Raw genomic sequence first — 23,485 nt, 5'->3', positions numbered from 1 at the left:
TACGACAACGAACATCCGATCACACCGTGCCCGGATCCGGGGGTGTGAGCGTGCCCCAGGCCGGTGGTGGCACCTGAGCCGGCTCGGCCAGCGTGGCGGCCGGGTCGACCGATGGCGCCGCGTCGTCCGGCGCAGGGACGGCGGCCGGCGCCGAGCGGTCGACCAACGGGTACAGGGGTGCCGGCGCGGGCACCACCTCGGTCGGCGCGTTCGGGTCGTGCCGCGCCAGCGCAGCGGTGATGTTGTCGTGGCCACCCTGCGCGATCGCCCAGGCGACGAGTTCCTCGGCCAGCGGGGCCGGGTCATCGGCGGGGGCACCATCGCCGGCCCGGGCAGCGATCGTGGTGTGCACCAGGTCGGCCAGCGCACTGGCCTCGGAGGCGTAGTTCCACAGCCCGTCCGAGCACACCAGCAACCAGCCCGGGCCGTCGAGGGCCTGGACGGCGGTGCGCGGCACCGGGTCCGGCGCGTCCAACCCGAGCCAGCGGGTGATCGCGTGCGCCTGCGGCATGGTCTCGGCCTCGGCCCGCGGTACGCCCTGAGCCATCGCCTCGGCGGCCCAGGAGTCGTCGACGCTCAGCTGCAGCGCGGGGCCGTCGTCGGGGATCCAATAGGCCCTGCTGTCGCCGACCCAGCCGACGACCGCCAATCCGGGGGCGTCGCCGGGCGAGCGTTCGATCAGGGCCGCCACGAAGGTGCAGGACGGCGGGTTCGCGCTGGCCGCCACGGCCGAGGCCGCGGCTGCGGCCTGCGCCTGAGCGGCAGCTCCGGCGGCGATGAGCCGCTGGGTGAACTCCCCGGCGCGGGCGATCTGGGCCCCGGTGCGCCCTCCGGGCAGGGCGGCGTCCGAGCGCGCGGTCAGTCCCTCGACCAGGGCGTCGCGCGCCGCGCGGGCGGCGGCCAGGCTGGCCCGATCGGAGTCGGTGGCCATCGAGACCCCGTCGCAGACCACCAGGGCGCCCAGACTGCCGGGAACCAGGGCCGCCGCGACGGCCATGGCGTCCTCGTTGCGGGTGTGCCGGACGCCGCGGTCACAGACCGCGGCCAGCCAGGCGGCCGGCTGATCGCGCCAGTGGTCACGCAACCGCGGTGCCGCGGTGCCGCACTGCTCGCAGTACCCGTCGGGCGCCACCGTGCCGCTGCACGCAGCACAGACCGGCGGCGTGAGCGTGAGGTCGGCGTCGGCGATCTGGATCGCCTCGGTCGGTGGGACGGGGTGCCGTGCCCGGTCGGTCGCGGCGACGGTGAGGTCGTCCAGCAGGGTGCCGTCGTGCACCGAGCCGCCCGGCACCGGGGCCACCGTCGGCTCGGGCGTCGCCGTCGCGGGGGCCGGCACGGACGGCGCCGTGGGTCCAGACGGCACAGACGGCGCGGCGGGCACGGACGGCACCGCGGCGGCGGGGGCGAACGGGTTGTCGGCACCGCACGCCTCGCAGAACTTGGCATCGGCCGCGAGCAGTTCGCCGCAGCGTGAGCAGGGCACCGACGCCGGGGACTCGCCCTCGGTGGGGGTCATCGCAGCGTCCACCGCCGCACGCCGTTGGCCGCATCGACGAGCCGGACCCGTTCGTCCGTATCGCCTTCCATCGCCGCCAGCCGACGGTAGGCCGCCTCGACGGCGTCCCGCAGCGAGGCCTCCCGCGCGGGGTGGCCGCCCACCGAGATCGCTTCCTGCGGGCCGTTTTTCACCACCTCGTCCAGCGCAGCGCCCAGCACGTTGACCTCCAGCCGAGCCCGGTCGAGCGGCTCGATGGTCACCGAGGCCACGCTGTCCAGGGCCTCGGCCAACCCGGGCAGACCACGCCCCGAGCCCGCCAGCAGACCGGCGCGCTGCCGCCGTGCCTCGACGAAGGCCCGGCTGGTCGAGGGCACCAGGTCGAGAGCGGCCACGGCGCCGTCCACATCGCCTCGGCCGAGCCGGATCCGGGCCAGGCCGAAGGCCGACGGCGCGGTGTAGTTGGCGTCGGTGCGGGCACAGGTCAGGTAGAGCGCCTCGGCAACCTCGCCCTCACCGCTGAGTTCACACGACAGGGCCAGGGCGAGCTTGGGCGCCAGCTCACCCGGGATCTGGCCGTAGACGGCGTTGAACGCCGCCCGGGCGGCCGAGGGGTTGCCGGCATCGAGGGCGCTCAGACCGTTCATCCAGACCGCACGCCATTCCCAGGCGTCGGCCTTCAGCGTCTCTTGCACCACGCCGTCCGCCAGGTCGTGCCGCCCGGCCTCGAGCGCGGCCCGGATCATCGCCAGGCGCACCTCGACGGTCGGAGCGACCTGCTTGGCCAGCTCGGTCCAGCGGGCGGTCGGCTCGGTCACCGACAACCCGGCGAGCCAGGCGGCCTTGGGGTCGGAGGCATCGACCTTCAGCACCGGCAACTCGGACCACTCCAGGGTGTCACCCGAGACCACGGGCACCTCGAACAGCACCGAGGCCGTGGAGTGCTGCGCCACCCCGGAATCCGGTCGGTCGAGGGCCACGATCTCGCGCAGCACCCCGAGCAGCTGCACCCGCAGTTCGTCCGCCGACTGGAAGCGGTCGTTCGGATCGGGCGCGCAGGCCTTGGCCAGCAACCGGTAGAGCGAGTCGTAGCGCTGGAACAGTGGCACCTCGGCCACCGGGGGCAGCGAGGTGGCGTAGGTCGACTGGTAGCCACGGAACTCCATGACCAGCACCGCCAGGGTGCGGCCGATGGTGTAGATGTCCGAGCTGATCGAGGGGCCGATGGTGGGCACCTCGGGGGCCTGGTAGCCGACGGTGCCGTAGATCGCCGACTCCAGGTCGTCGATCCGCCGGACGCCGCCCATGTCGATCAGCTTGACCGCGTCGCCGACCTGAATGATGTTGTCGGGCTTGAAGTCGCAGTAGAGCAGGCCGAGATCGTGCAGGTAGCTGAACGCCGGCAGGATCTCGAGGACGTACGCGATCGCCTGGTCGACCGGGATCGGGTCGTAGCGTCCGGCGCGCTGCATCCGTTGCTTGAGAAGGTCTTTCAGCGAGGTGCCGCCGACGTACTCCATGACGATGTAGCCGGCGCCCTCGTGCTGGGCGAAGTTGAAGATCTCGACGATGAGCGGGTGTTCGACCTTGGCCAGGAACTCGCGTTCGGCGACCGCGGCGGCGTAGGCGTCGGCGTCCCCGGAGTTGAGCAGGCCCTTGAGCACCACCCACCGCGAGGCGAGGACGACGTCGCGCGCCAGGTAGATCCAGCCCAGGCCGCCGTGGGCCAGGCAACCCACCACCTTGTACTGCCCGCCCACCAGGTCGCCGGGCTGCAGCTTCGGGGTGAACGAGAACGGGTTACGACACTGGGCGCAGAACCCCTGGGTCCGTCCGGGCTGCCCGTCGCGCGAGCGACCGACCGCCGAACCGCAGCTGGGGCAGAACCGACGGTCCTCGGGGACCATCGGATCCTTCATGATCGCGGCCTGGGGGTCGATCGCCGGCACCGGCGGCACCATGGTCAGGCCCGCACCGAGGCGCACCCCCCGCAATCGGGTCGAGCCGGTGCCGACGGTGCGCGTCACCCGGCTGCCACCGGCGCGGGCGGAACCGATCGGGATGCTCTCCAACCGGTTCGAGGAGGTGATCTTGCTGGCCGTGGAGGCGGACCCCGCCGCCGCACCGCCGGCCGTGCCGGTGCCGCCGGCCGCGGGCGCCGCGATCACCGGGGCTCCGGCGGGGGTGCCACAGATGTCGCAGTACCCGTCCTGGATGGTGCCGCCGCAACCGGGCTGGGTGCAGGCCGCGCCGTTGGGAACCGTCATCGCCGGTGTCATGCCGTCGCCCCCGTTGCCGCTGGATCCGGTGGTCCGATCTGTGTCTGGGATGCGCTCGCGGCGGCCGCCGCGACCGCCACGCCGGAGGCGACCGGCGCGGGCGTGCGGACCAGTTCGCGGAACGTGGTCACGGCCAGTCGCGCTGCCGCCACGTCGCACGGTGTCGCGGCGAGCGTCTGCTCGGCCTGCGCGAGCGCCCGGCTCACGGCCGGGTCGTTGCCTCGGGCGAGCCGCGCGACCATGGTGCGATAGCCGGTGAGCAGCCCGATCAGCTCCTCCCGCTCGCTCAGTGGGTCACCGTAGGCATCCTCGAGCAGGTCCATGGCACGCACCACGGTGTCGAGGCGTCGGGTATAGGCATCGAGGGCGTCCCGTTCGGCCGGTACCGGTCCGAGCGCCGCCACGTCGGGGACGGCGTAGCGCGGCGCCGGGGTGATCTCGGCGACGCAGCGCTCGACCAGGGCGAGCAGCCGGGTGCGGCGGTGTTCGAGCGCCGCGACCTCGCTGGCGGCTCGGGTGCGATCGGCGGACAGCGCGGCGGCCCGGGCATCGGCCGAGCGGGCCTCCTTCAGCTTGGTCGCGGTGGTGACCACCAGGTCGCGCTCGGCCCGGGCGGAGTCGACCTCGAGCGTGTGCAGCACCCCGTCGATGTCGCCGCCCCGAGCGGCGCGCACCGCGACGTCGTCCACCCGGTTCGACAGCAGATCGACCTGCGCCGACCAGGTGGGTTCTTGTTTGACGAGTTCACGCAACCGCTCGACGCTCGCCCGGAGTGAGGCCACCCGGACGGCGGCGTCACTGGCTCGCGGGTCGAACGACAGCCGGGCCCGTAGCTGAGCGGCCAGTGCGTCCGAGAGCCGACAGGCCTCGACCACGCTGAGCGTCAGCCCACCCGTCGCCCCACCACTGGCCAGTCGCCCCCAGATCACCTGCGACATCTGCTCGCGGGTGATCGCCGTGGCCCGCCCGGAGTCCCACAACGTGTCCAAGCTGAGGCAGCGATCGCTGACCGACTGCCACAGCGCCATCGAGAGTGTGACGTCGCCGGTGTAGTCGTCGGGGTCGGCCGAGCGCTGGGCCGCGGCGTCGATGCCGTCCAACTCCCGCTTGCGCTGGGCCACCCAGTCGCGCAACTCGCGCAGGTAGGCCAGCAGGGCAGCCGGGTCGGCGGCCTCGCCGAGCTTGCCGGGCGGGGTCGGTGCGATGGCGAGCCCACGCGAGGCACCGGAGGCGCCCGAACGGGACGACGGGCTGGTCACGACAGCGGCCGCCCGTAACTCGGCTCGGGTTGGACGCCGGCTCCCAGCGAACTCTTCAGATAGGCGTCGTACGCCTTCTGCCACGCCCCGCTGGTGCGGGCCTCGGCGAGCACCTGGTTGACGTAGGCGGCGAAGTCCTTGTACTTGGCGTTCACGCCGAGACCGTAGGGCTCGTTGCTGAGCTCGATGCCGTCGACCACGATCGTGGTCGGGTCCTGGGCCTTGAACCCGGCGAGGATGGCGTCGTCCCCGGTGATCGCATCGACCTTGCCCTGTTGCAGTAGCACCAGGCAGTCGGTGTGGTTGGCCACGCCCCGGGTCTTCACGGACGGCACCTTGGCCTTGATGTTGTCCAGGCTGGTGGAACCCACGGGGGCACAGACGGTCTTGCCCGGCAGCGCGGCCAACGAGGTCAGCGTCGAGCGCGCGGGCACCATCAACCCCTGATGCGCCAGGAAGTACACCGCCGAGAACGAGACGTCCCTCCACCGGGCGCAGTTCATGGTGAAGGCCCGCGCAACCAGGTCGACCCCGCCGTCGGCAACCTCCTTCTTCAACTGATTGATCCGGTCGGCCGTGGTGATCACCTTGAACCGCACGTTCACGCCGAGCTTGGCGGCCACCAGCTTGGCCATCTCGATGTCGAAGCCCGCGAAGACGTCGGGATTGTTCGGGTCGACGGCGCCGAGCTGACGGGTGTCGGCCGAGACCCCGACCACCAGGTAGCCCCGCGCCTTGATCACGTTGGCGTAGGCGCTGGAGGCGGCCGGGGTGTAGGACTGCGTGGCATTGGCGCACACCACGGGCGCGGCCGGCGCCGCCGGTGAGGCGGCAGCCGAGGACGGCGCCGCAGCCGGCGTGGGGGGTGCCGTGACACACCCGGCCAGCCCGGCCAGGGCCAGCCCGGCCGCCACCAGCCCTGCGCTGCGCGCGAGCAGAGACCGGCTCATCGGTACTCCCCCAACCGCTGCGAGAACCCGGTATAGGCCGCCCCGGCCGCGACCAACCCGCAGGCCAACACGAGCCAACCCATGATGATCAAGGAGGTTCGCGCGCTGCCCAGCTCGCCCTCGACGGTGGCGGCGTGGCCGTCCAACTCCGATTTGGAGGCCTGGTCGAACGCGTTGAACACCTCGGTGGAGGTGGTGAGCGCCAGGTCACGCGCCGCCACCCAGGAACCCTTGTCGTCCGCAGCACGCACCGCACCGTGGGCCTTCACCCAGGCGGTGAAGTTCAGGGTCGACTCATCGGCAGCCTTGCCGGCCTTCAGGTTCGCCTCCGCCGTGGCGATGCGCTTGACGGCGATGTCCTCGGCGGCCTTGGCGTTGCCCCGGGCGATCAGCCCGAAGGCCTCCTGAGCCTTGGCGTCGAAGGCCGCGGTGCGGGCCGACGCCATACTCACCGCGCTGGCATAGCTGCCCGACGCCACGGTCCGGGCGACTCCGGCGGCATTGTTCAGCGCCGCCCATCCACCGAGCGTGGCCGCCAGCACGGCCAGGGTGGCCACGGCCAGCGGCAGGTTGATCACTCGGTGGGTGCGCCGAGCCAACCACAGCTGCGTCCCGAGCAGCAGGACCAGCGCCACCACGGCCGAGGCGATCAGGCGCACCGTGGCGCCGTTCGCCGCGTCGTAGGCCGCCGACACCCGGCGCTGGTCGGCCGCCGAGACCTGCTCCAGTGCCGGCACGATCTGGCTGCGCAGCACCTCGCCCGCCTGGCGCTGATAGGCCGCCCCCACCTGCAGGCCGAATCGGTTGTTCACCTGCGCCTGCGCCACCAGGGCGGTGTAGCGGGTCAGCCCTTCGACCACCTGCTCGAGCGCGGCCGTGTCCGCCGAGGGCGAGGGTTGCGCGAGGCGGCGTGAGGCCTCGGTGATGGCCTGGTCGTACAGCGCCTGGTTCGGCACGGTCTTGCTGCCACCGGTCAGGTAGTTGGTGGCTGCGGTGGCGTCGGCCTTGACCAGGTCGTTCTGAATGGTCTGGATCCGCACCAACTGGGCGGCGTTGGTGCGGGCGTCGTCCAGGGCGCTGCCCCACGCCTGGAAGGCCGAGCCGCCCAGCAATCCGAAGATCAACGCACCCAGGACGGCGAGCGCTGCCGCGATCCGCATCCGCCCGGGGGTTCCGGACAGCGCCCGGGCGGCTGCCTCGCGGCGTCCGGACGGCGCCGGGCGGGCGGGCGCGGTCGGGTCGACGGCCGTGCCCGGCACCGGGGCGGGCAACCCGACCGGGACGCCGATCGGTGGGGCGGTACTCACGGACGCTCACCTCCTGCAGCGTTGGCATCCTGGCCGACGGGATCGCCGGTGTCGACCGGCGCGCTCACCACGGGTTCCCCCGGCTCCCCCGCGGGCACGTCGGCCGGCGGGTCGACCAGGTCGTGCGGAGCCAGCTCGCGCAGTTGCTCGATGGTCGGCTGCTCAACGTCCCGTAGCCGCCAGGCGTGCCGTCCGATGGCGGCCTCGAGCACGTTGCGCGCGTAGCGGCCGTTGCCGAAGGACTCGTCGTGCACCACGCCGGCCAGCATCGCCCGGAAGGCAGCGAGCACGGCCGGGCCGGCGGTGTAGTCGGCCTTGACGGCCATCTGTCCGAAGATGTCGACCAACTCGTCGTCGGTGTAGTCGGCGAAGGTCAAGATGGTGCGGAACCGGCTCGCCAGCCCCGGGTTGGTGTCGATGAAGTCGGCCATCGGTCCCGGATACCCGGCGACCACGACGACCAGGTCGTCGCGGTGGTCCTCCATCTCCTTGACCAGGGTGTCGATGGCCTCCTGGCCGTACTGGTCACCGGCCAGGCTGTAGGCCTCGTCGATGAACAGCACCCCGCCGATGGCCTTGGCGACGATCTCGGCGGTCTTGATCGCGGTCTGGCCGAGGTAGCCGGCCACCAGCTCGGATCGATCGACCTCGATCAACTGGCCCTTGCTCAGGAGGCCGAGAGCTCGGTAGATGCCGGACACCAGCCGCGCCACCGTGGTCTTGCCGGTGCCCGGGTTGCCCACGAACACCAGGTGCCGGGTGATGGTGGCCTTGGCCATGCCGGCCTCAGCACGCAGCTTCTCGACCCGCAGTACCGCGGTCTGCCGGTGGATCTCGGTCTTGACCGCGGCCAGGCCGGTGAGGTCGTCGAGTTCGGCGAGCAGTTCCTCGAGGGTCTTCGGCGGCGGCTCGGGGGCGGCCTCGGGCGCCGCGGGGTCGGACGGCGCGGGCTGGGTGGCCGCGGGGGCTCCGCCTGCCGTGCCCGGCACTGTCCCCTCCGGCACTGGTCCCTCTGGCACTGTTCCGTCCGGCGAGGTGCCGGGGGTCTGCGTGCCCTGGACGCCGGGTGGCAGCGTGATGCCGTGGGTGATCCGCAGTTGGTCCAGCAGGCGGGGGTCGACCGGCAACCTGGTGCCCTCCCCCGGCGTCGCGGCCGGCGGCGCCGCCGGACCGGGCGATGAGGCGCCCGGGGTGACCGCCCGCAACTGGGCGGCCGCGGACGTCGATGCGTTGAGCACCACCTGCAGGTTGGACTCGCCCAGGGTGCACGCCGCCGTGGTCAGCTCGACCAGGGCCTCGGCGTAGGCCTTCGCCTGCGCCGAATCGGCGGCGATCAGGGCGAGCAGGCCCGCGGTCGGGGACGTGCGATAGCGGCGAGCCCGACTGGCGGCATCGAAGAAGGCCGTGGTGTCCGCGCCGTCCCCGAGCGCAGCGGCCCAGGCGGCCGGCGCACCGATTGCCGACTCGGCCAGGGTGGCGGCGAGCGAGGCACCCTCGGCGCGCACGTCGTCCGCGTTCAGCCCGGCGCCCACGCCGACCCCGACCAGGGAGGCCAGGGCCTTCGCCAGGTCCGCGCCCGCTGCGCTCACGACGACCCTCCGGCCAGGCCGAGATCGAGCGTGCCGCCGTCCGCGGAGTGACCGAACTTGTCCGCCAGGAACTGCCCGTGCGCCACCAGGGCCTGCACGTCGCGGCGCGTCGCGGCGTCCAGGATCTTGTCCATGGTCAGCGACAACAGGTCGAGCTGGTCGACCAGCACCATCAGCGAGGTCTTGCCCCCGGCGACGGGCCGGGTGTCGGCGTAGGTGCGGGGCAGGCGTAGGTAGGTGCCCAGCGCCTCGGGCAGGTAACTGGTCACCGTCGACATCACCGAGTGCGCGTCCCGGGTGCCACCACCGAGCTGGTTCAGCCGGGGAATGATGTCGCGCGCGGTGCTGCAGATGTCGTGCACCCGCACCGCCACCACTCCGGAGATCCGCTCGGTGCGGGCCTTCTCGGCGATGTCGGCCTCGAGCGCTGTCAGCTGGGTCAACAACTCATCGCCCGTGGGCACCCGCGGGATGTCGATCGGCGCCGCTCCCTCGGCGGCGCGCGCGGCCTCGCGGGGACGGCCGAACAGCCCTCCCCACCAGTCCTTCACAGACACCCCAGTGCCGTCCCTTCGTCCGTCATGTCCTCGTGTGCCGACAGGTCAGCGTCGCGCGTCCCCGATGTCGAGCGATCCGGCGGCGATCCGCTCGTCCCGCTTCTTGACCCGCTCGAGGTAGTCGCGCGACTTGGTGACCTCGGTCTCGAGCGTGCCGATCGTGGTCGCCATGGTGTCCAGCGCCTGCACCTTGAACGTGTCGATGGCGTCCATGGTGGCGTAGATGTTCTGGAACGCCGCCTGCAGCTGGGGCAGGCCGATGGTGGCCGAGGCGGCCTGTTCCTGGATCTGCACCGAGTTGTCGCGCAGCATCTCGCTGGTGCGCTGGATCATGTCGGAGGTGGTGCTGTTCAGCGCCGTGATCTGGTCGAGCACCAGCTTCTGGTTACCGAGGGCCTGGGCCACGATGACCGCGGTGCGCAGCGCCGAGACGGTGGTGGTCGAGGCCCGGTCAACGCCCTTGATCAGCTCGATGTTGTTCTTGATCACAATGTCGATCGCCAGGTAGTTCTGGATCGAGACCGCGAGCTGGGTGAGCAGGTCCTGGTGCTTCTGGCGGACGTAGAAGAGCACGTCCTGCTGCAGCGCCTTGGCCTGTTCGGGGTCGCTGACCTGCAGCTCGCTGATGCCGGCGGCCAGCCGGGCGTCGAGCCGCTCGGCGATGTAGACGTACTGGTTGAGCCGGCCCATGGTGTCCCACAGGTTCTTCTTCTCGGCGTTCAGGGCGGCGTTGTCCTTGCGCAGCTCGTCCTGGCCGGAGTACAGCGCGTTCAAGATCGCATCGAGGTGGCTCTGCGCGCTCTGGTACTTACGGAAGTAGTCCTCGATCTTGTCGCCCATGGGCAGGATGCCGAACAGCTTGCGACTGCCCTTGGCCCCGGCCGGGTCGAGATCCTCGACGGTGCGGCGCAGCTCGATCAGCGTCTTGCCGATCTTCGACCCCTCGCTCAGACCGCCCTCCTGCAGCGCCTTGACCGGCGACTTGAGCAGGGTGTTCGACGTCTCTGCCGCGCGGCGGATGTCGGCGTCGCCCATGGTGCGCACGTCGTTGGCCTTGGCGGTGAAGTTCGGCGAGTTGGGCGCCTCCTTCAGCAAGGCGTCGAGGTAGGCCTCCACCTTGGCGTCCAGACCGGGCACCGCGGCCGCCTCGACCTGCGGGGCGATCTTCGGCGCCTGGGTCGTCGCGACGGCCTTGGGCGGCTCGGGCGCGGTGAGCGTGAGCGTGGCCTCGGCGGGCGGGGCAAGGGGCGTCGGCTCGGTCATCGGGCCTCTCCTCGGGAATGTCCGGGCCACACGTCGTCCCCGAGGTGGCCGGTAGGCAGGGTGCACATGGTGCAGTGGTGACGCGTCGTCAATCTACGCGGTTCCCCCACCGAGCGCTGCGCTGGTCAGGGGAGAATCAGGGCAATCCCAGGGAAGATCGTTCATCGGCCCGGCCACGGTGCTCGGCTGAGGTCACTGTGCTGTCGGTGTGCCGGGGGGACACTGACCTGCCGCAGGGTCAGTGCCCTCGAATGAGCGTCAGTCGAGGCGTCCTCCTCCAGACTCATCGATATGGACCACCTGCCGCGTCCTCAGGGCATGGTCGACCACACGTCGCCGGAGGTCGCGGATCCCCTGCCACGCGCCGGAGATCCGCGGCAGCGCGCCGATGAGGAGTTCACCGCCTTCGTCCGCGCGAGCTACCCGCGGCTGGTGCGCATGGGGTATCTGCTGACCAGTGATGCCGGGTTGGCCGAAGACCTGGTGCAGACGGTGTTGGCGCGCCTCTACCTGCGGTGGGACCGACTCGACGAGGTACGCGACCGGGGCGCCTTGAGCGCCTATGCGCGTACCGCGCTGACACGTCAGGCCACGTCATGGTGGCGACGGGCATGGCGTGCCGAGCGGCCCAGCGCCACCTTGCCCGAGCCCCCTGCGACGCTCGGCGCCACCGACCCGTCAGCAACGGTCGAGGTTCGGGACGAACTCATCCAGGCGCTGCGCCGGCTGCCCCCGCGTCAACGCGCCGCCGTCGTCCTCCGGTACTTCGAGGACCTGACCGAAACCGCCACAGCGCAAGTCATGGGCTGCAGCGTCGGCACCGTGCGGGCTCACACCTCTCGCGGCGTCGCCCGACTGCGCGAACTCGTGACCGAGCCCGATGCCGGCCCCACCGCCAGGACGGGAGGCACCCGATGATCAGCTTCGAGGACCGGCTGCCCGCTTCACTGGCAGAAACCGCTGAACGGATGCCCGGGCTGGATCGCGTCGACCCCGACCGAGCGGCCCGGCAGATCCTCGGGAACGCACGCCGTCGCCGCCTGCGGCGGCGGATCATCGGCGCCGCATCGGCCCTGACCGCCACCGCCCTGGCAACGGCTGTCGCCGTGGCCGTCTTCGCATCGGGGCCGGGGACCACCCGGACGACGCCCGAGCCGATGCTGCCGGCTCCCGCCACCAGCCCGAGTCCGGTCACCGGCTGGCTCGCGACCCTGCCCCGGCTCAGCGACGATCCGGGAATGTGGGTCCTGAGCGGATCACCGCCGCAACTGACCCTGCGCGGTCGCTCCGTCGAGGCACCCGAGGGCCTGGAAACGGTGTCGAGCATGCATGTCACCCCGCACGGCCTGCTGATGGTCGGTTTCATCCGCCCGGGAACGCCGGACGAGCGCACCCTCCTGCTGCTGCTCTCCAGTGCCGGCCCGTTGCAGACGGCGTTCGCACCCCAGCATGCGGAAGTTGTGGCGCTCAATGCCGTCTCCGCCGACGGCGGATCGGCCTACTTCACCCTCATCCCGCGCACCGCTCGGCCCGACCAGGTGCGATACGGCGTCCTCGAGCTGGTGACCGGGTCGGTGACACTGCACGAGCCGCCGACCGAGGTGCCGGTGGCGGATGGCCAGCTGTGGGGACCGGCGGGGTTGATCTCGATCTCGATGAACCGGTCACCGAGGGGCGTGACGATCTGGCGCCCCGAGGGACCACGCCGCTTCGTCCCCCTGCCGGCCATCGGGGGGACGGCCGCACAGTGGCCGAGCATCATCGCCGAGGACGGCACGGCCGTCCTGATCACCACCACGCACCCATCGGCGATCACCCAGACTGCCCCGGGTCGGGCCTGCTTCGCCGTCCTCGACGTGACCGACCTGACCACGTCGGATCCGGTGCTGTGTGGCACGGCGGCCGAGCTACAGGACGTCGCGATCGGCCCTGGCGGAGGCTGGTTGCTCGACGGGGTGATCCCCATCGAGGTGGCCACCGGACGACGTGGTGACCGGCTGGTGCCGAAGGGGCAGCAGCTCGCAGACCGATGGGCTTGGCAGGACGCCACCACAGTGCGCAATCGGCTCGTATCCGGTGGCACCGTGCAGTGCACCGTCACGGACAGCAGGTGCAGCCAGGTGACGTTCGATACCTGGACGCCACCGTCCTGACTCAGGCGGGTAGCACAGCCGTGGCCGCCACCAGGGCCACGGCGAAGGTGGCGGCGGTGACCACGTCGAAGGTCCGAGTGCGCACCAGCAGACCCAGGCAGTACTTCTCGGGCAGCATCGCGCGCATGGTCGCGGCCATGGCCATGGCCAGGGCCAACAGGTAGCCACCGAGGCGCACGTGACCCAGTCCCGCGGTGAGCACCGAGATCAGCATCACGCTCAGGACCAGCACGAACGCGAACCGCCGGGTCGGCGGCACCTCCCACTGGATCACTGGAACTCCCGTTCGACATGGTTCGCTGCCACGATCCTGCCATTTGGGCGTGAGGTCGCCGACACGGCGAACCGGACCGCCCGCGAGACGGCCCGGAGGGGCGGTAGACCCGCGTGCCGGGTCACCGCGTTCTCCCAGGTGTGCATCGCGACACGGACCCCCGAATCCAGGATTTCTGTGCGGTCGAAGTCGGCGTATGGCACCACTCTTGCCGCACACAATCCGCGAATCGGAATCTGCCGCGACCCAGCCGTCGTCGTCAGTGGGCGAAGTGCCGCGCCCCGGTCAGGTACATCGTGACCCCGGCCGCCTGGGCTGCCGCGATGACCTCCGCGTCACGCACCGACCCACCCGGCTGGACGACGGCGCGCACCCCGGCGTCCAGCAGCACCTGCAGGCCGTCGGCGAACGGGAAGAAGGCATCGGAGGCAGCCACCGCTCCGCGGGCGCGGTCCTCACCGGCCCGGGAGACGGCCAACCGGCAGGAGTCGACCCGGTTCACCTGGCCCATGCCGATACCGACCGTGGCGCCGTCCCGGGCCAGCAGGATCGCGTTCGACTTGGCCGCGCGTACCGCCCGCCAGGCGAAGGCCAACTCGGCCAGGGTCGCGTCGTCCGCCGGTTCACCCGCGGCCAGGCTCCAGCTCGACGGGTCGTCGCCGGCCGCATCGAGCCGGTCACTGACCTGCACCAGCATGCCGCCGGACACCTGACGCAGCTCGACCGCGTCCCGGACGTACCCGTCCGCCAGCTCGAGCAACCGCACGTTCTTCTTCTGCGACAGCAGGTTCAGGGCCTCGGGCTCGAACCCGGGGGCGATGACCACCTCGGTGAAGATCTCCGCCAGCCGCGTGGCCATGCCGATCGAGACCGGACGGTTCGCCGCGACGACGCCGCCGTATGCCGAGACCGGGTCGCACTCATGGGCTTTGGCGTGCGCATCGGCGATCGGGTCGGCCACCCCGGGTGAGGCCACGGCGAGGCCACACGGATTGGCATGCTTGATGATCGCCACCGCCGGCGCCTCGAAATCGTAGGCCGCCCGCAGCGCCGCGTCGGCGTCCACGTAGTTGTTGTACGACATCTCCTTGCCGTGCAGCTGCGTCGCCTGCGCGATACCCGGTGCGGCCGTGGGACTTCCGGGCGAGACCGCCTGGTCGACGTACAGTGCGGCGGCCTGGTGCGGGTTCTCGCCGTAGCGCAATACCGCCGCGCGCTCCAACGCCACCCCGGCATACGCCGGCCAGGCGCCGTCCGCGACGGACTCACCGGCCAGGTGTGTCGCCGTCCACTGCGCCACGGCGGTGTCGTAGGACGCCGTGTGTGCGAAGGCCCGCGCTGCGAGCCGGCGCCGGGTGGCCAGGTCGAACCCGCCGTCCGCCAACGCCTCGATCACCAGCGGGTAGTCACCCGGGTCGGTGACCACGGCGACACTCGGGTGATTCTTGGCCGCGGCGCGCACCATCGACGGGCCGCCGATGTCGATCTGCTCGACGCACTCGTCGACGCCGGCCCCCGAGGCCACGGTGGCCCGGAACGGGTAGAGGTTGCTGACCACCAGGTCGAACGGCTCGACCCCGAGCTCGGCCAACTGGGCCACGTGCGTGGGCAGCCGGCGGTCGGCGAGAATGCCCGCGTGCACCGTCGGGTGCAGCGTCTTGACTCGCCCGTCCAGACATTCCGGGAACCCGGTCAGCGCCTCGACCGCCGTCACCGGCACCCCGGCCGCAGCGATCCGGGCAGCCGTCGAGCCGGTCGAGACCAGCGCCACCCCGGCGGCGTGCAGCGCGAGGGCGAGGTCCTCCAGCCCGGTCTTGTCGTAGACCGACAGCAACGCCCGTCGGATCACGACCTTGTCACCGGACAGGTCGCCGGACAGGTCGCCCGACACCGCACCAGACACCGAGACCTCACTCACCGAATGCTCATTCACCGAACCGCACGCTCCTGCCCTCGACGCTCCACCCGACACCGGTCATGCGACGCACGACCTCGACCAGCAACTCCCGCTCGACCACCTTGATCCGCTCGTGCAGGCTCGCCTCGTCGTCCCCGGGCAGCACCTCGACGGCGCGCTGGGCAACCACCGGCCCGGAGTCCACCCCGGCGTCCAGCAGGATCACGCTGGTGCCGGTCACCGTGACGCCGTACGCCAGCGCGTCGCGGACGGCATGTGCCCCCGGGAAGGCGGGCAACAGGGCCGGATGTGAGTTGATGGTGCGATCGGCGAACCGGCTCAGGTAGGCCTCACCCAGCAGCCGCATGAAACCGGCCAACACCACCAGATCGGGGGTGAACACCTCGACCGCCTTGGCCACCGCCAGGTCCCAGGTCGCCCGGTCGGGGAAGTCGCCCGGACGCACCACGGCCGTGGGCACCCCCGCGTCCCGTGCCCGCTGCAGGCCGTAGGCGTCGTCCCGATCGCTGATCACCGCCGCGACGCCGAACGGCGCGGACTCCCCCGCAGCACAGGCGTCGTCCAGCAGGGCCTGCAACAGGGTTCCCGATCCGGAGACCAGGACGACGACGCGCGCGGGACGGCTCACGAGTCCCGACGATATCCACCCCGGCGGCCGGGCAACGCACCGGCCAGGCCACTGGCCAACCCACTGACCAGTCGCGGTGCCAGCTGCCCGATCACCAGCATCACCGCTGCCCCGATCATCACCTCGATCGCGAAGACCCCGGCCACCAGCCAGGGCGTGGGGCCGACCTGGCTCATCCGACCCGGTCCGGCCGGTCCCCCGCTGAGCCAGGCGAGGACGCCGAACACCACGCCGCTGCCGAACGCGAGCAGCACGAGGTCCTGCAGACCATCCAGCAGCGGTGAGCGCCGCTCCAGCTCACCCTCGCGCCACAGGAACAGCCCCCCGACGGCACCGGCCAACACGCCGCACACCACCACCGCGACCGCGAATCCGGGCATCGGCCCGGGGTCCGGCAGAGCGCCCAGCGCCGGGACCGCGGGCAGCGGCCCCAACGTGCTGGTCAGCGGGGACACCTCGGTGCCGACGCCGACGGCGAACCCCGGCCCGGCCAGCGCGCTGGCCGCCCAGATGGCCAGGTTGGGCAGCAACAGCAGCTGCAGCAGGGTCACCATGACCGCGCCGAACACACCACCGCCGAGAGCTCCGTACAGGTCGGCCACCCGACCGGCGCCCAGGACCAGTGCCACCCCGACCGCGACCAGGCCGGCGAGGAGCTGGAGGGCCACCGTGGCGCCGATCGGCGTCAGATAGCGCCGGGCGTGGTCGGGCAGGGCATCGGCGAGCGCGGCCAGACCGGCCCGCAACGTGCCCCCGTGGGCGTATCCGAGACTGCCCAGAGCGCCCCCCGCAGCCGCGACGAGGGTCGTGGCGAGCGTGGCCTGCCACAGGATCGGACGGGCCAGGTCGGTCACCGACACCGTGGCTGCCAATGCCCCGAGGGCGCCGTGGGTCAGCGCCATGGTGATCAGTGCGCTGCGGGGGGCCGCTGAGGGCCGTGCCCGGCTGGCCCCGGCAGCGATCTTGTCGGCCTTGGGGTCCAGGCTGCGGGCGAGCCGCATCCCGGCGTACGAGCAGGCCAGTAGCGGCACCACCGCGGTGCCGAGTGGAACCAGACCGAGATGCCCACCGGTCACGGCCAGACCGGTGTGCTGGGCCAGCAGCCACAGCGCCGTACCGACCTGCACCACCTCGACCCAGGATGCCGAACCGCCCCCACTGGCCACCCAGGTGAGCACCACCGGCACCAGGACGACGGCCAACGACGCCGCCGCGGCCTGCGCGGCGGCCAACGCCCCGGCCACCGGGGCCATCGGCAGCACCGCGACCCCCGCCACCGACAGGCCGGGGGTGGCCGAGCCGGTGGCGGGCGGTGCGGTGGTGCGGGCGGGGTTCATCCGTTCATGCTCACCCGGGCGGCAGCCCCGGCTGCGCGCGACGCGCCGACGAGCGGGACACAGCCCACGGCGTCCGGCAGGATGCGCACCGTGAACTCAGGCGGTGGATCGACCTCTCCCGGCGCCTCGACGGGTCCCAGCCGGCGCACGATCGGGTTTTGGCTGGCGGGGGCGGTGGCCTCCGGCGTGCTCGCCGGGGGCGTCATGACGGTGGTGCGACCGCCGGCACCGCGCACGGTGGCCGCGGCCGCGGGCGCCTCCACCACCTCGGCCTCGGCCGCACCCGCCTCGGTCTCGCCGTCCGGATCGGTGACCCGCAGCCCGTCACCGTCGGCGTCGCCGCCGCCCGCCGAGCCGGCGACACTGGTCGAGAAGCCGTGGGATGACAAGGCCCTGGAGTTGTCGGAGCTGAAGTCGGTCAAGCGCTCCACCGGCGATGCCATCGTGATCACCGTTGACCGGCTCACCTTCTACGTCGGCGCCAAGGCAGCCGACTACTACAAGAAGCACCCCGACCTCGAGCCCGCCGAGTACGCCATCGCCAACCAGTCGCCCCGGATCTACACCTTCACCCTGGCGCCCGGGACCCCGATCTTCCTCGGCCCGATGATCGGGCAGACCGACCCACCGCAACCCGCGGACGCCGCCCGGCTCCTCGACGGTTTCGCCCGAGCGAAGGCCTCGGGCACCAAGACCCATGTGTGGTTGAAGCACGACGGCAAGGACCGCGGCTGGGTGACCTACCTCGCCGAGCAGTACCTCCCCTGAGGCTGCTCATCGTCCGGCCGTGCCGCGAAAGGTCGTGCGGTAGGCCGTCGGTGAGACCCCGAGCGCCCTGACGAAGTGCTGGCGCAGTGTCACCCCGGCACCGAATCCCACCCGGTCGGCCACCTGCTCGACGGGTAGGTCCGTCAGCTCCAGCAATCGCTGCGCCTCGGCGACCCGTTGCCCGATCAGCCACTGGGCCGGCGTCGTCCCGGTCTCTGCCCGGAACCGCCGAGCGAAGGTCCGCGAGCTACACCGAGCGTGCCGGGCCAACCGCTCGACGCTCCAGGGCTCGGCCAGCCGCTGCAGCACCCACTCCCGCGTGGCCGCCAGCCCGGCGTCCGGCTCATCGGGTACCGGTCGTTCGATGAACTGGGCCTGGCCGCCGGCCCGGTGCGGGGCCACCACCAGGTGACGAGCCAGCGCCGTGGCCGCCGCTGCCCCCCGATCGCGACGCACGACGTGCAGGCACAGGTCGAGCCCGGCGGCCAAACCTGCCGAGGTGAGCACCTGTCCGTCGTCCACGAAGAGCACGTCGGGGTCGACCTCGACCAGCGGGAACTCACGCTGCAGCCGCGCTGCATATCGCCAATGCGTGGTGGCCCGACGGCCGTCGAGCACCCCCGCCGCGGCCAGCACGAAGGCACCGGTACAGATCGACACCAGCCGGACGCCGCGCGCCGCCGCCCGGCGCAGCGCCGCGAGCTCCGGTTCGGGCACCGGCCAACCGCTCCGGCCGAGGCCGGGGACGACGATCGTGTCGGCCGAGCGCAGCGCGCCCAGGCCACGGTCGACCCGCAGTTGCAGTCCGGTCTCGGTCGGCAGCATTCCGGGGACGTCGGTGCAGACGGTCCACGAGTAGCCGGGTGTCTCGCCGAACACTTGGTCGGCGATCGCCAGATCGAAGGTCACCACCTCGCCGGTCAGCAGCCCCACAACCCGGTGCACCATGGAGCTCAAGCTAGCTCGAGATGTGGCAGTAATCCATCGAATGACGTCGATCCAGCCACTCGTCGACAAGACCGAGGGCGGGCAATGCTGCTGGGTATGGACATGGAGATCGTTCTCTTCGATGGATTCGACGAACTCGACGCACTCGGCGCCTGGGAGGTGTTGTCCGGCGCCGCGAGCCTGATCGAGGACCTGACCGTGCGGTTGGTGACGCTCGACGGCGCCCGCGAGGTCCGGGCCGATCACGGGGCGGTGATCCGTTCTCAGGCAGCGCTGTCGCAGCGGCCGGACGTGCTGATCGTGCCCGGCGGTGGCTGGCTCGATCGCTCGGCCGAAGGCGCCTGGGGGCAGGCCGTGCGAGGCGAGTTACCCCAGGCGCTGGCCGAACGCCACGCCCGCGGCACCGTGATCGCCTCGGTGTGCACCGGCGCCCTGCTGCTGGCGGCGTCCGGCATCCTGGCCGGACGCCGCGCCACCACGAATCCCCGGGCTGTCGAGGAGTTGTCGGCCGCCGGCGCCCAGGTGGTCCGGGCCCGCGTCGTGGACGACGGCGACATCGTCACCGGCGGCGCCCCGGCGTGCAGCCTCGACGTCGCCATCCACCTGCTCGGCCGCTACTACGGACCCCAGGCCACCGCGGCCGCCACCCGCGCCCTGCAGTACGAACTACCCCCACCCGAGCACTACCTGCCCTGAAGCCACACCCTCCCAACCCGCTCATGCTCCGCAGCAAACGGCTCATGCTCCGCAGCGAGTGGACATTTCAGGGCATTTCACCCCCTGAGATCCACCGCTGCGGAGCATGAGCGGGTTTGGTGCTGGAGCGGGTTGGTGCGGGCTCAGCCGAGCGAGGTGATGATCTCGCGCATCAGCACCGCAGTCTCGGACGGCGTCTTGCCGACCTTGACCCCGACCGCCTCGAGGGCCTCCTTCTTGGCCTGGGCCGTACCCGAGGAACCCGACACGATGGCGCCGGCGTGGCCCATGGTCTTGCCCTCGGGAGCGGTGAACCCGGCCACGTAGCCCACCACCGGCTTGGTGATGTGGGCCTTGATGTAGTCGGCGGCGCGCTCTTCGGCGTCACCGCCGATCTCGCCGATCATCACGATGGCCTTGGTGTCGGGGTCGGCCTCGAATGCCGCCAGGCAGTCGATGTGCGTCGTCCCGATGACCGGGTCACCACCGATACCGACACCGGTGGTGAAGCCGATGTCCCGCAGCTCGTACATCATCTGATAGGTCAGCGTGCCGGACTTGCTGACCAGGCCGATCGGGCCACGCTTGGTGATGTTGGCCGGGATGATGCCGGCGTTGGACTGCCCGGGCGAGATGATGCCGGGGCAGTTCGGGCCGATCAGCCGCGTGGTACCCGAGTTCTGCGCGTACTGGAAGAACTCGGCGCTGTCGTGCACCGCGACACCCTCGGTGATCACCACGCCGAGCGGGATCTTGGCGTCGACCGCCTCGTGCACGGCGGCCTTGGTGAACTTGGCGGGCACGAAGATCACGCTCACGTTCGCGCCGGTGGCCTCGACGGCCTCGGCCACCGACCCGAACACCGGCACCTTCACGCCGTCGTCGAACTCCACACTCTGACCGGCCTTGCCGGGGGTTACTCCACCAACGACCTTGGTGCCGAAGTTGATCATCCGCTGGGTGTGCTTGCGCCCCTCGGAGCCGGTCATCCCCTGGACGATCACCCGGCTGTTGCTGTCGAGAAAAATCGCCACGGTCAGGCTCCCTTGCTGATCTCGATCGAGGCCAGTTCGGCGGCGCGGTGCGCGGCGCCGTCCATCGTGTCCAAGAGCTCCACGTTGGGCAGGTTCGCCCCGTCGAGGATCTGCCGCGCCACGTCGGCGTTGTTGCCGTCCAACCGCAGCACCAGCGGGTGGGTGACCGCCGAGCCGTGCGAGGCGAGCAGCTCGAAGGCCTGCACGATGCCGTCCGCCACCGTGTCACACGAGGTGATGCCGCCGAACACGTTGACGAACACGCTCTTGACCTGCGGGTCGGAAAGGATCAGCTCGAGCCCGTCGGCCATCACCTGGGCACTGGAGCCGCCCCCGAGGTCGAGGAAGTTCGCCGGCTTGACGCCGTACTCCTCACCGGCGTACGCAACGACGTCCAGGGTGGACATCACCAGGCCGGCGCCGTTGCCGATCACGCCGACCTCGCCGTCCAGCTTGACGTAGTTGAGACCCTTCGCCTTGGCCCTCGCCTCGAACGGGTCGGCCGCGCCGTGGTCGTGGTACTGCTCGTGGTCGGGGTGACGGAAGTCCGCGTTGGCATCGAGCGAGACCTTGCCGTCGAGCGCGATGATCGCGCCGTCCTCGGTCTTGACCAGCGGGTTGACCTCGACCAGCGTGGCGTCCTCGCCGACGAAGACTCCCCACAGCTTGACGATCACCGGGGCGATGGACGCCGCGAGGTCACCCTCGAAGCCCGCCTTGGCGACGATCTCGGCGGCCTTGGCGTCGTCGATGCCCGTGATCGCGTCGACAGGCACCTTGGCCAGGGCGTCGGGACGCTCGACCGCGAGGGTCTCGATGTCCATGCCGCCCTCACGCGAGCACATCGCCAGGTAGGTGCGGTTGGCCCGATCGAGCAGCACCGAGAAGTAGTACTCCTCGGCGATCTTGGCCCCTTGGGCGATCATCACCCGATGCACCGTGTGGCCCTTGATGTCCATGCCCAGGATCTCGCCGGCACGGGCCGCGGCCTCGTCAGGGTTGTGGGCGAGCTTGACGCCGCCCGCCTTGCCACGACCGCCTGTCTTGACCTGGGCCTTGACGACCACTGTGCCGCCACCGAGCTGCTCGGCGGCCGCGCGGGCCTCTTCCGGGGTGGTGGCGACGACGGCATCCAGTACCGGCACGCCATGGGCGGCGAACATGTCGCGCGCCTGGTATTCGAACAGATCCACTCTGCGTCCTCACCGTCGTTGGTTGCCGAACAGTCGCGAGTGCGCCCTGGCCGGCCGTCCGGCTCACCGTCAGAGATTTCCGGACGGCGGGACGACGCGACTCGGGGCGCGCGCGCCAGCCTAGTCGGGCCGTGCTCGGCAGGAATGCGTCGGCGCGTGCCTCGCGTCACGTTGACGCAAACCACGCGCCGGGCGGTGCACCAGGGTCGATGACCGCCTCAGGCCGGGACCCCGACGTTGGCGCGCACCCAATCGACGATCTCGTGCATCGGGGCGCCGGGCGTGAACACCTTGCGGACGCCGATCCGCTCCAACTCGGTCACGTCGGCGTCCGGGATGATGCCGCCACCGAAGACCACGATGTCGGCGGCATCCTTGGCCTTCAGCAGGTCCAGCACCCGGGCGAACAGTGTCAGGTGGGCGCCGGAGAGCACCGACAGGCCGACCGCGTCCGCGTCCTCCTGGATGGCGGTCTGCACGATCTGCTCGGGTGACTGGTGGAGACCGGTGTAGACGACCTCCATGCCGGCGTCGCGCAGGGCGCGGGCGACGACCTTCGCCCCCCGGTCGTGCCCGTCCAGGCCAGGCTTGGCGACAACGATCCGCAGCGGGGCCATAACGCTCCTCCAGGGGGCTCGAGCTTCGATCCTGCGGCGAGCCTAGAACGCGTGTGCCCCGCACGACCACGGACCTTGGGTGGCACAGCCCACAACCACTCCCCGGACTCATCCCATGCGGGCACCCGCCGGGTTACCCTCGGGTCAGGAGGCACCGTGGCCACACGAGGGCGTGAGGGCAGCTCCGGTACCCGTGCAGGGGGCATTCCGGCCCCCCGCGGCGGCCGTACCGGGCCGCGAGCTGCCCTGACGACGTCCGCTGAGGCCTCTGGCGTCGGTTCGGTGCACGGCAGCTCGGACGACGGACTGGCGCCGAGCCTGGCCGATCTGCCCCGCGACCTCTTGGCGCTGTTCTCGGTGCAGGCAATCCGCGGCGCACTCGTCGAGGCGGTGTGGAGCGCCACGCACCTCGCCCTCTACCCGTTCGGGGTGATCGCCGACCGGCACGACACCCGCGAGCGCTACCACCTGGGCGACCTCGCGCCGCACCAACGCGGCCTGGTGATGGGCGACGTCGAGGCCGCCGGGACGCCGATCCTGCTGGTGCACGGCATGGTCGACAACCGAATGATCTTCACGGTGCTCCGCCGCCGGTTGAGTCGACGCGGTTTCGGCCGGGTGTTCACCATCAACTACTCCCCTGCCACCAACGACATCCGGGCCGCGGCCCGTGACCTGTCCGGCGCCATCGAAGAGCTGGTGGCACGCACCGGCTACGAACGCATCCACGTGATCGGGCACAGCCTGGGCGGGCTGATCGCCCGGTACTACGTCCAGCGCCTCGGCGGTGACGAGCGAGTCCACACCCTGGTCACCCTCGGCACGCCGCACGCCGGGTCGCTGCTGGCCTACGGCCTGCCGGTCCGGTTGGGGCGCCAGCTCCGGCCCGGCAGCGATCTCTACGTCGAGCTGGCCCAGCCGGCGCCCGGCTGCCGCACCCGGTTCGTGGCCTACTACTCCGACCTCGATCAGGTCGTGATCCCCCACACCCATGGCCGGCTGGATCACCCCGACCTGATCACCCGCAACCTGCGGATCCACGCCACGGGCCACATGTCCTTGCCGATCCATGCTCGCGTGGTCCGCGAGATCGGCGCCATGCTCAGTCAGCTCGACACCCAGGGCGACACGGTCACCGCCGGGGTGAGCCAATTGCCGTTGGTCCCGCCGTCCGCCATGCCCGCCGGGTGAGTCGTCCGGCGAGTTGTCCACAGATCTGG

At 71.4% G+C, this 23,485-nt stretch carries 21 protein-coding genes and 1 pseudogene; 5 read left to right on the top strand and 17 right to left on the bottom strand.

Annotation, left to right across the window (positions count from 1 at the left end):
• Positions 1-220: 220 nt before the first annotated feature.
• From IPK24_10855 to IPK24_10820, 8 genes and pseudogenes are all read right to left on the bottom strand, one after another.
• Positions 221-1,516: pseudogene (locus IPK24_10855) on the bottom strand (protein phosphatase 2C domain-containing protein).
• Positions 1,513-3,762 carry a protein kinase gene (locus IPK24_10850; GenBank protein MBK8076049.1) on the bottom strand — a complete coding sequence of 750 codons (2,250 nt, stop codon included), beginning with the start codon at positions 3,760-3,762 and terminating at the stop codon, positions 1,513-1,515. Before IPK24_10850 ends, IPK24_10855 begins: the two are co-directional and overlap by 4 nt.
• Positions 3,763-3,770: 8 nt before the next feature.
• A complete protein-coding gene (locus tag IPK24_10845) occupies positions 3,771-5,033 on the bottom strand; it encodes a hypothetical protein (GenBank protein MBK8076048.1) in 1,263 nt (420 codons plus the stop codon).
• Positions 5,030-5,983 (bottom strand): glutamate ABC transporter substrate-binding protein, encoded by a 954-nt coding sequence (locus IPK24_10840; GenBank protein MBK8076047.1) that lies wholly within the window; start codon positions 5,981-5,983, stop codon positions 5,030-5,032. Before IPK24_10840 ends, IPK24_10845 begins: the two co-directional genes overlap by 4 nt.
• A complete protein-coding gene (locus tag IPK24_10835) occupies positions 5,980-7,290 on the bottom strand; it encodes a hypothetical protein (protein ID MBK8076046.1) in 1,311 nt (436 codons plus the stop codon). Before IPK24_10835 ends, IPK24_10840 begins: the two co-directional genes overlap by 4 nt.
• Positions 7,287-8,762 carry an AAA family ATPase gene (locus IPK24_10830; protein ID MBK8076045.1) on the bottom strand — a complete coding sequence of 492 codons (1,476 nt, stop codon included), beginning with the start codon at positions 8,760-8,762 and terminating at the stop codon, positions 7,287-7,289. Before IPK24_10830 ends, IPK24_10835 begins: the two co-directional genes overlap by 4 nt.
• Before the next feature lie 113 nt (positions 8,763-8,875).
• Positions 8,876-9,436, bottom strand: a complete 561-nt coding sequence (locus tag IPK24_10825) for a hypothetical protein (protein ID MBK8076044.1) — start codon at positions 9,434-9,436, stop codon at positions 8,876-8,878.
• A gap of 45 nt (positions 9,437-9,481) precedes the next feature.
• Positions 9,482-10,699 (bottom strand): toxic anion resistance protein, encoded by a 1,218-nt coding sequence (locus tag IPK24_10820; GenBank protein ID MBK8076043.1) that lies wholly within the window; start codon positions 10,697-10,699, stop codon positions 9,482-9,484.
• A gap of 318 nt (positions 10,700-11,017) precedes the next feature.
• Here IPK24_10820 and IPK24_10815 point away from each other — a divergent pair, with 318 nt between their 5' ends.
• Positions 11,018-11,617 carry a SigE family RNA polymerase sigma factor gene (locus IPK24_10815; protein ID MBK8076042.1) on the top strand — a complete coding sequence of 200 codons (600 nt, stop codon included), beginning with the start codon at positions 11,018-11,020 and terminating at the stop codon, positions 11,615-11,617.
• Positions 11,614-12,852, top strand: a complete 1,239-nt coding sequence (locus IPK24_10810) for a hypothetical protein (GenBank protein ID MBK8076041.1) — start codon at positions 11,614-11,616, stop codon at positions 12,850-12,852. The genes IPK24_10815 and IPK24_10810 overlap by 4 nt, the downstream gene beginning before the upstream one ends.
• A 1-nt stretch (position 12,853) precedes the next feature.
• Here IPK24_10810 and IPK24_10805 read toward each other — a convergent pair whose 3' ends face one another.
• The 5 genes from IPK24_10805 to IPK24_10785 all read right to left on the bottom strand — a co-directional run bounded on the left by IPK24_10805 (position 12,854) and on the right by IPK24_10785 (position 17,452).
• Positions 12,854-13,126 carry a DUF3017 domain-containing protein gene (locus IPK24_10805; GenBank protein MBK8076040.1) on the bottom strand — a complete coding sequence of 91 codons (273 nt, stop codon included), beginning with the start codon at positions 13,124-13,126 and terminating at the stop codon, positions 12,854-12,856.
• A gap of 259 nt (positions 13,127-13,385) precedes the next feature.
• Positions 13,386-14,993 (bottom strand): bifunctional phosphoribosylaminoimidazolecarboxamide formyltransferase/IMP cyclohydrolase, encoded by a 1,608-nt coding sequence (gene purH, locus IPK24_10800; GenBank protein ID MBK8076039.1) that lies wholly within the window; start codon positions 14,991-14,993, stop codon positions 13,386-13,388.
• Between the two features lie 58 nt (positions 14,994-15,051).
• The gene (locus tag IPK24_10795) at positions 15,052-15,687 is read right to left on the bottom strand and encodes a phosphoribosylglycinamide formyltransferase (protein ID MBK8076038.1); all 636 of its coding nucleotides are present in this window, start codon (positions 15,685-15,687) and stop codon (positions 15,052-15,054) included.
• Entirely contained in the window at positions 15,669-17,009 is a 1,341-nt protein-coding gene (locus IPK24_10790) for a hypothetical protein (GenBank protein ID MBK8076037.1), read from the bottom strand. Before IPK24_10790 ends, IPK24_10795 begins: the two co-directional genes overlap by 19 nt.
• On the bottom strand, positions 17,006-17,452 hold the full coding sequence (locus IPK24_10785) for a hypothetical protein (GenBank protein ID MBK8076036.1): 447 nt from the start codon (positions 17,450-17,452) through the stop codon (positions 17,006-17,008). The genes IPK24_10790 and IPK24_10785 overlap by 4 nt, the downstream gene beginning before the upstream one ends.
• Position 17,453: 1 nt before the next feature.
• Here IPK24_10785 and IPK24_10780 point away from each other — a divergent pair, with 1 nt between their 5' ends.
• The gene (locus IPK24_10780; GenBank protein MBK8076035.1) at positions 17,454-17,777 is read left to right on the top strand and encodes a hypothetical protein; all 324 of its coding nucleotides are present in this window, start codon (positions 17,454-17,456) and stop codon (positions 17,775-17,777) included.
• A 6-nt stretch (positions 17,778-17,783) separates the two neighbouring features.
• Here IPK24_10780 and IPK24_10775 read toward each other — a convergent pair whose 3' ends face one another.
• Positions 17,784-18,725 (bottom strand): helix-turn-helix domain-containing protein, encoded by a 942-nt coding sequence (locus tag IPK24_10775; GenBank protein MBK8076034.1) that lies wholly within the window; start codon positions 18,723-18,725, stop codon positions 17,784-17,786.
• A gap of 102 nt (positions 18,726-18,827) precedes the next feature.
• Between IPK24_10775 and IPK24_10770 the strand changes: the two genes are divergently transcribed.
• The gene (locus IPK24_10770; protein MBK8076033.1) at positions 18,828-19,421 is read left to right on the top strand and encodes a DJ-1/PfpI family protein; all 594 of its coding nucleotides are present in this window, start codon (positions 18,828-18,830) and stop codon (positions 19,419-19,421) included.
• Between the two features lie 143 nt (positions 19,422-19,564).
• Here IPK24_10770 and sucD read toward each other — a convergent pair whose 3' ends face one another.
• The 3 genes from sucD to IPK24_10755 all read right to left on the bottom strand — a co-directional run bounded on the left by sucD (position 19,565) and on the right by IPK24_10755 (position 22,265).
• Positions 19,565-20,455: a succinate--CoA ligase subunit alpha gene (gene sucD / locus IPK24_10765; protein ID MBK8076032.1), complete on the bottom strand. Its 891-nt coding sequence runs from the start codon at positions 20,453-20,455 to the stop codon at positions 19,565-19,567.
• A gap of 2 nt (positions 20,456-20,457) precedes the next feature.
• Positions 20,458-21,648 (bottom strand): ADP-forming succinate--CoA ligase subunit beta, encoded by a 1,191-nt coding sequence (gene sucC / locus IPK24_10760; GenBank protein MBK8076031.1) that lies wholly within the window; start codon positions 21,646-21,648, stop codon positions 20,458-20,460.
• Between the two features lie 218 nt (positions 21,649-21,866).
• Entirely contained in the window at positions 21,867-22,265 is a 399-nt protein-coding gene (locus IPK24_10755) for a cobalamin B12-binding domain-containing protein (protein ID MBK8076030.1), read from the bottom strand.
• Between the two features lie 348 nt (positions 22,266-22,613).
• Here IPK24_10755 and IPK24_10750 point away from each other — a divergent pair, with 348 nt between their 5' ends.
• Positions 22,614-23,456 (top strand): alpha/beta fold hydrolase, encoded by an 843-nt coding sequence (locus IPK24_10750; protein MBK8076029.1) that lies wholly within the window; start codon positions 22,614-22,616, stop codon positions 23,454-23,456.
• The last annotated feature ends 29 nt before the right edge of the window (positions 23,457-23,485 follow it).

The sequence above is a fragment of the Kineosporiaceae bacterium genome, assembly GCA_016713225.1.
Lineage (GTDB): Bacteria > Actinomycetota > Actinomycetes > Actinomycetales > Kineosporiaceae > JADJPO01.
Note: the sequence above shows the minus strand (reverse complement) of the source record. Positions and strands in the feature narration are given on the sequence as shown.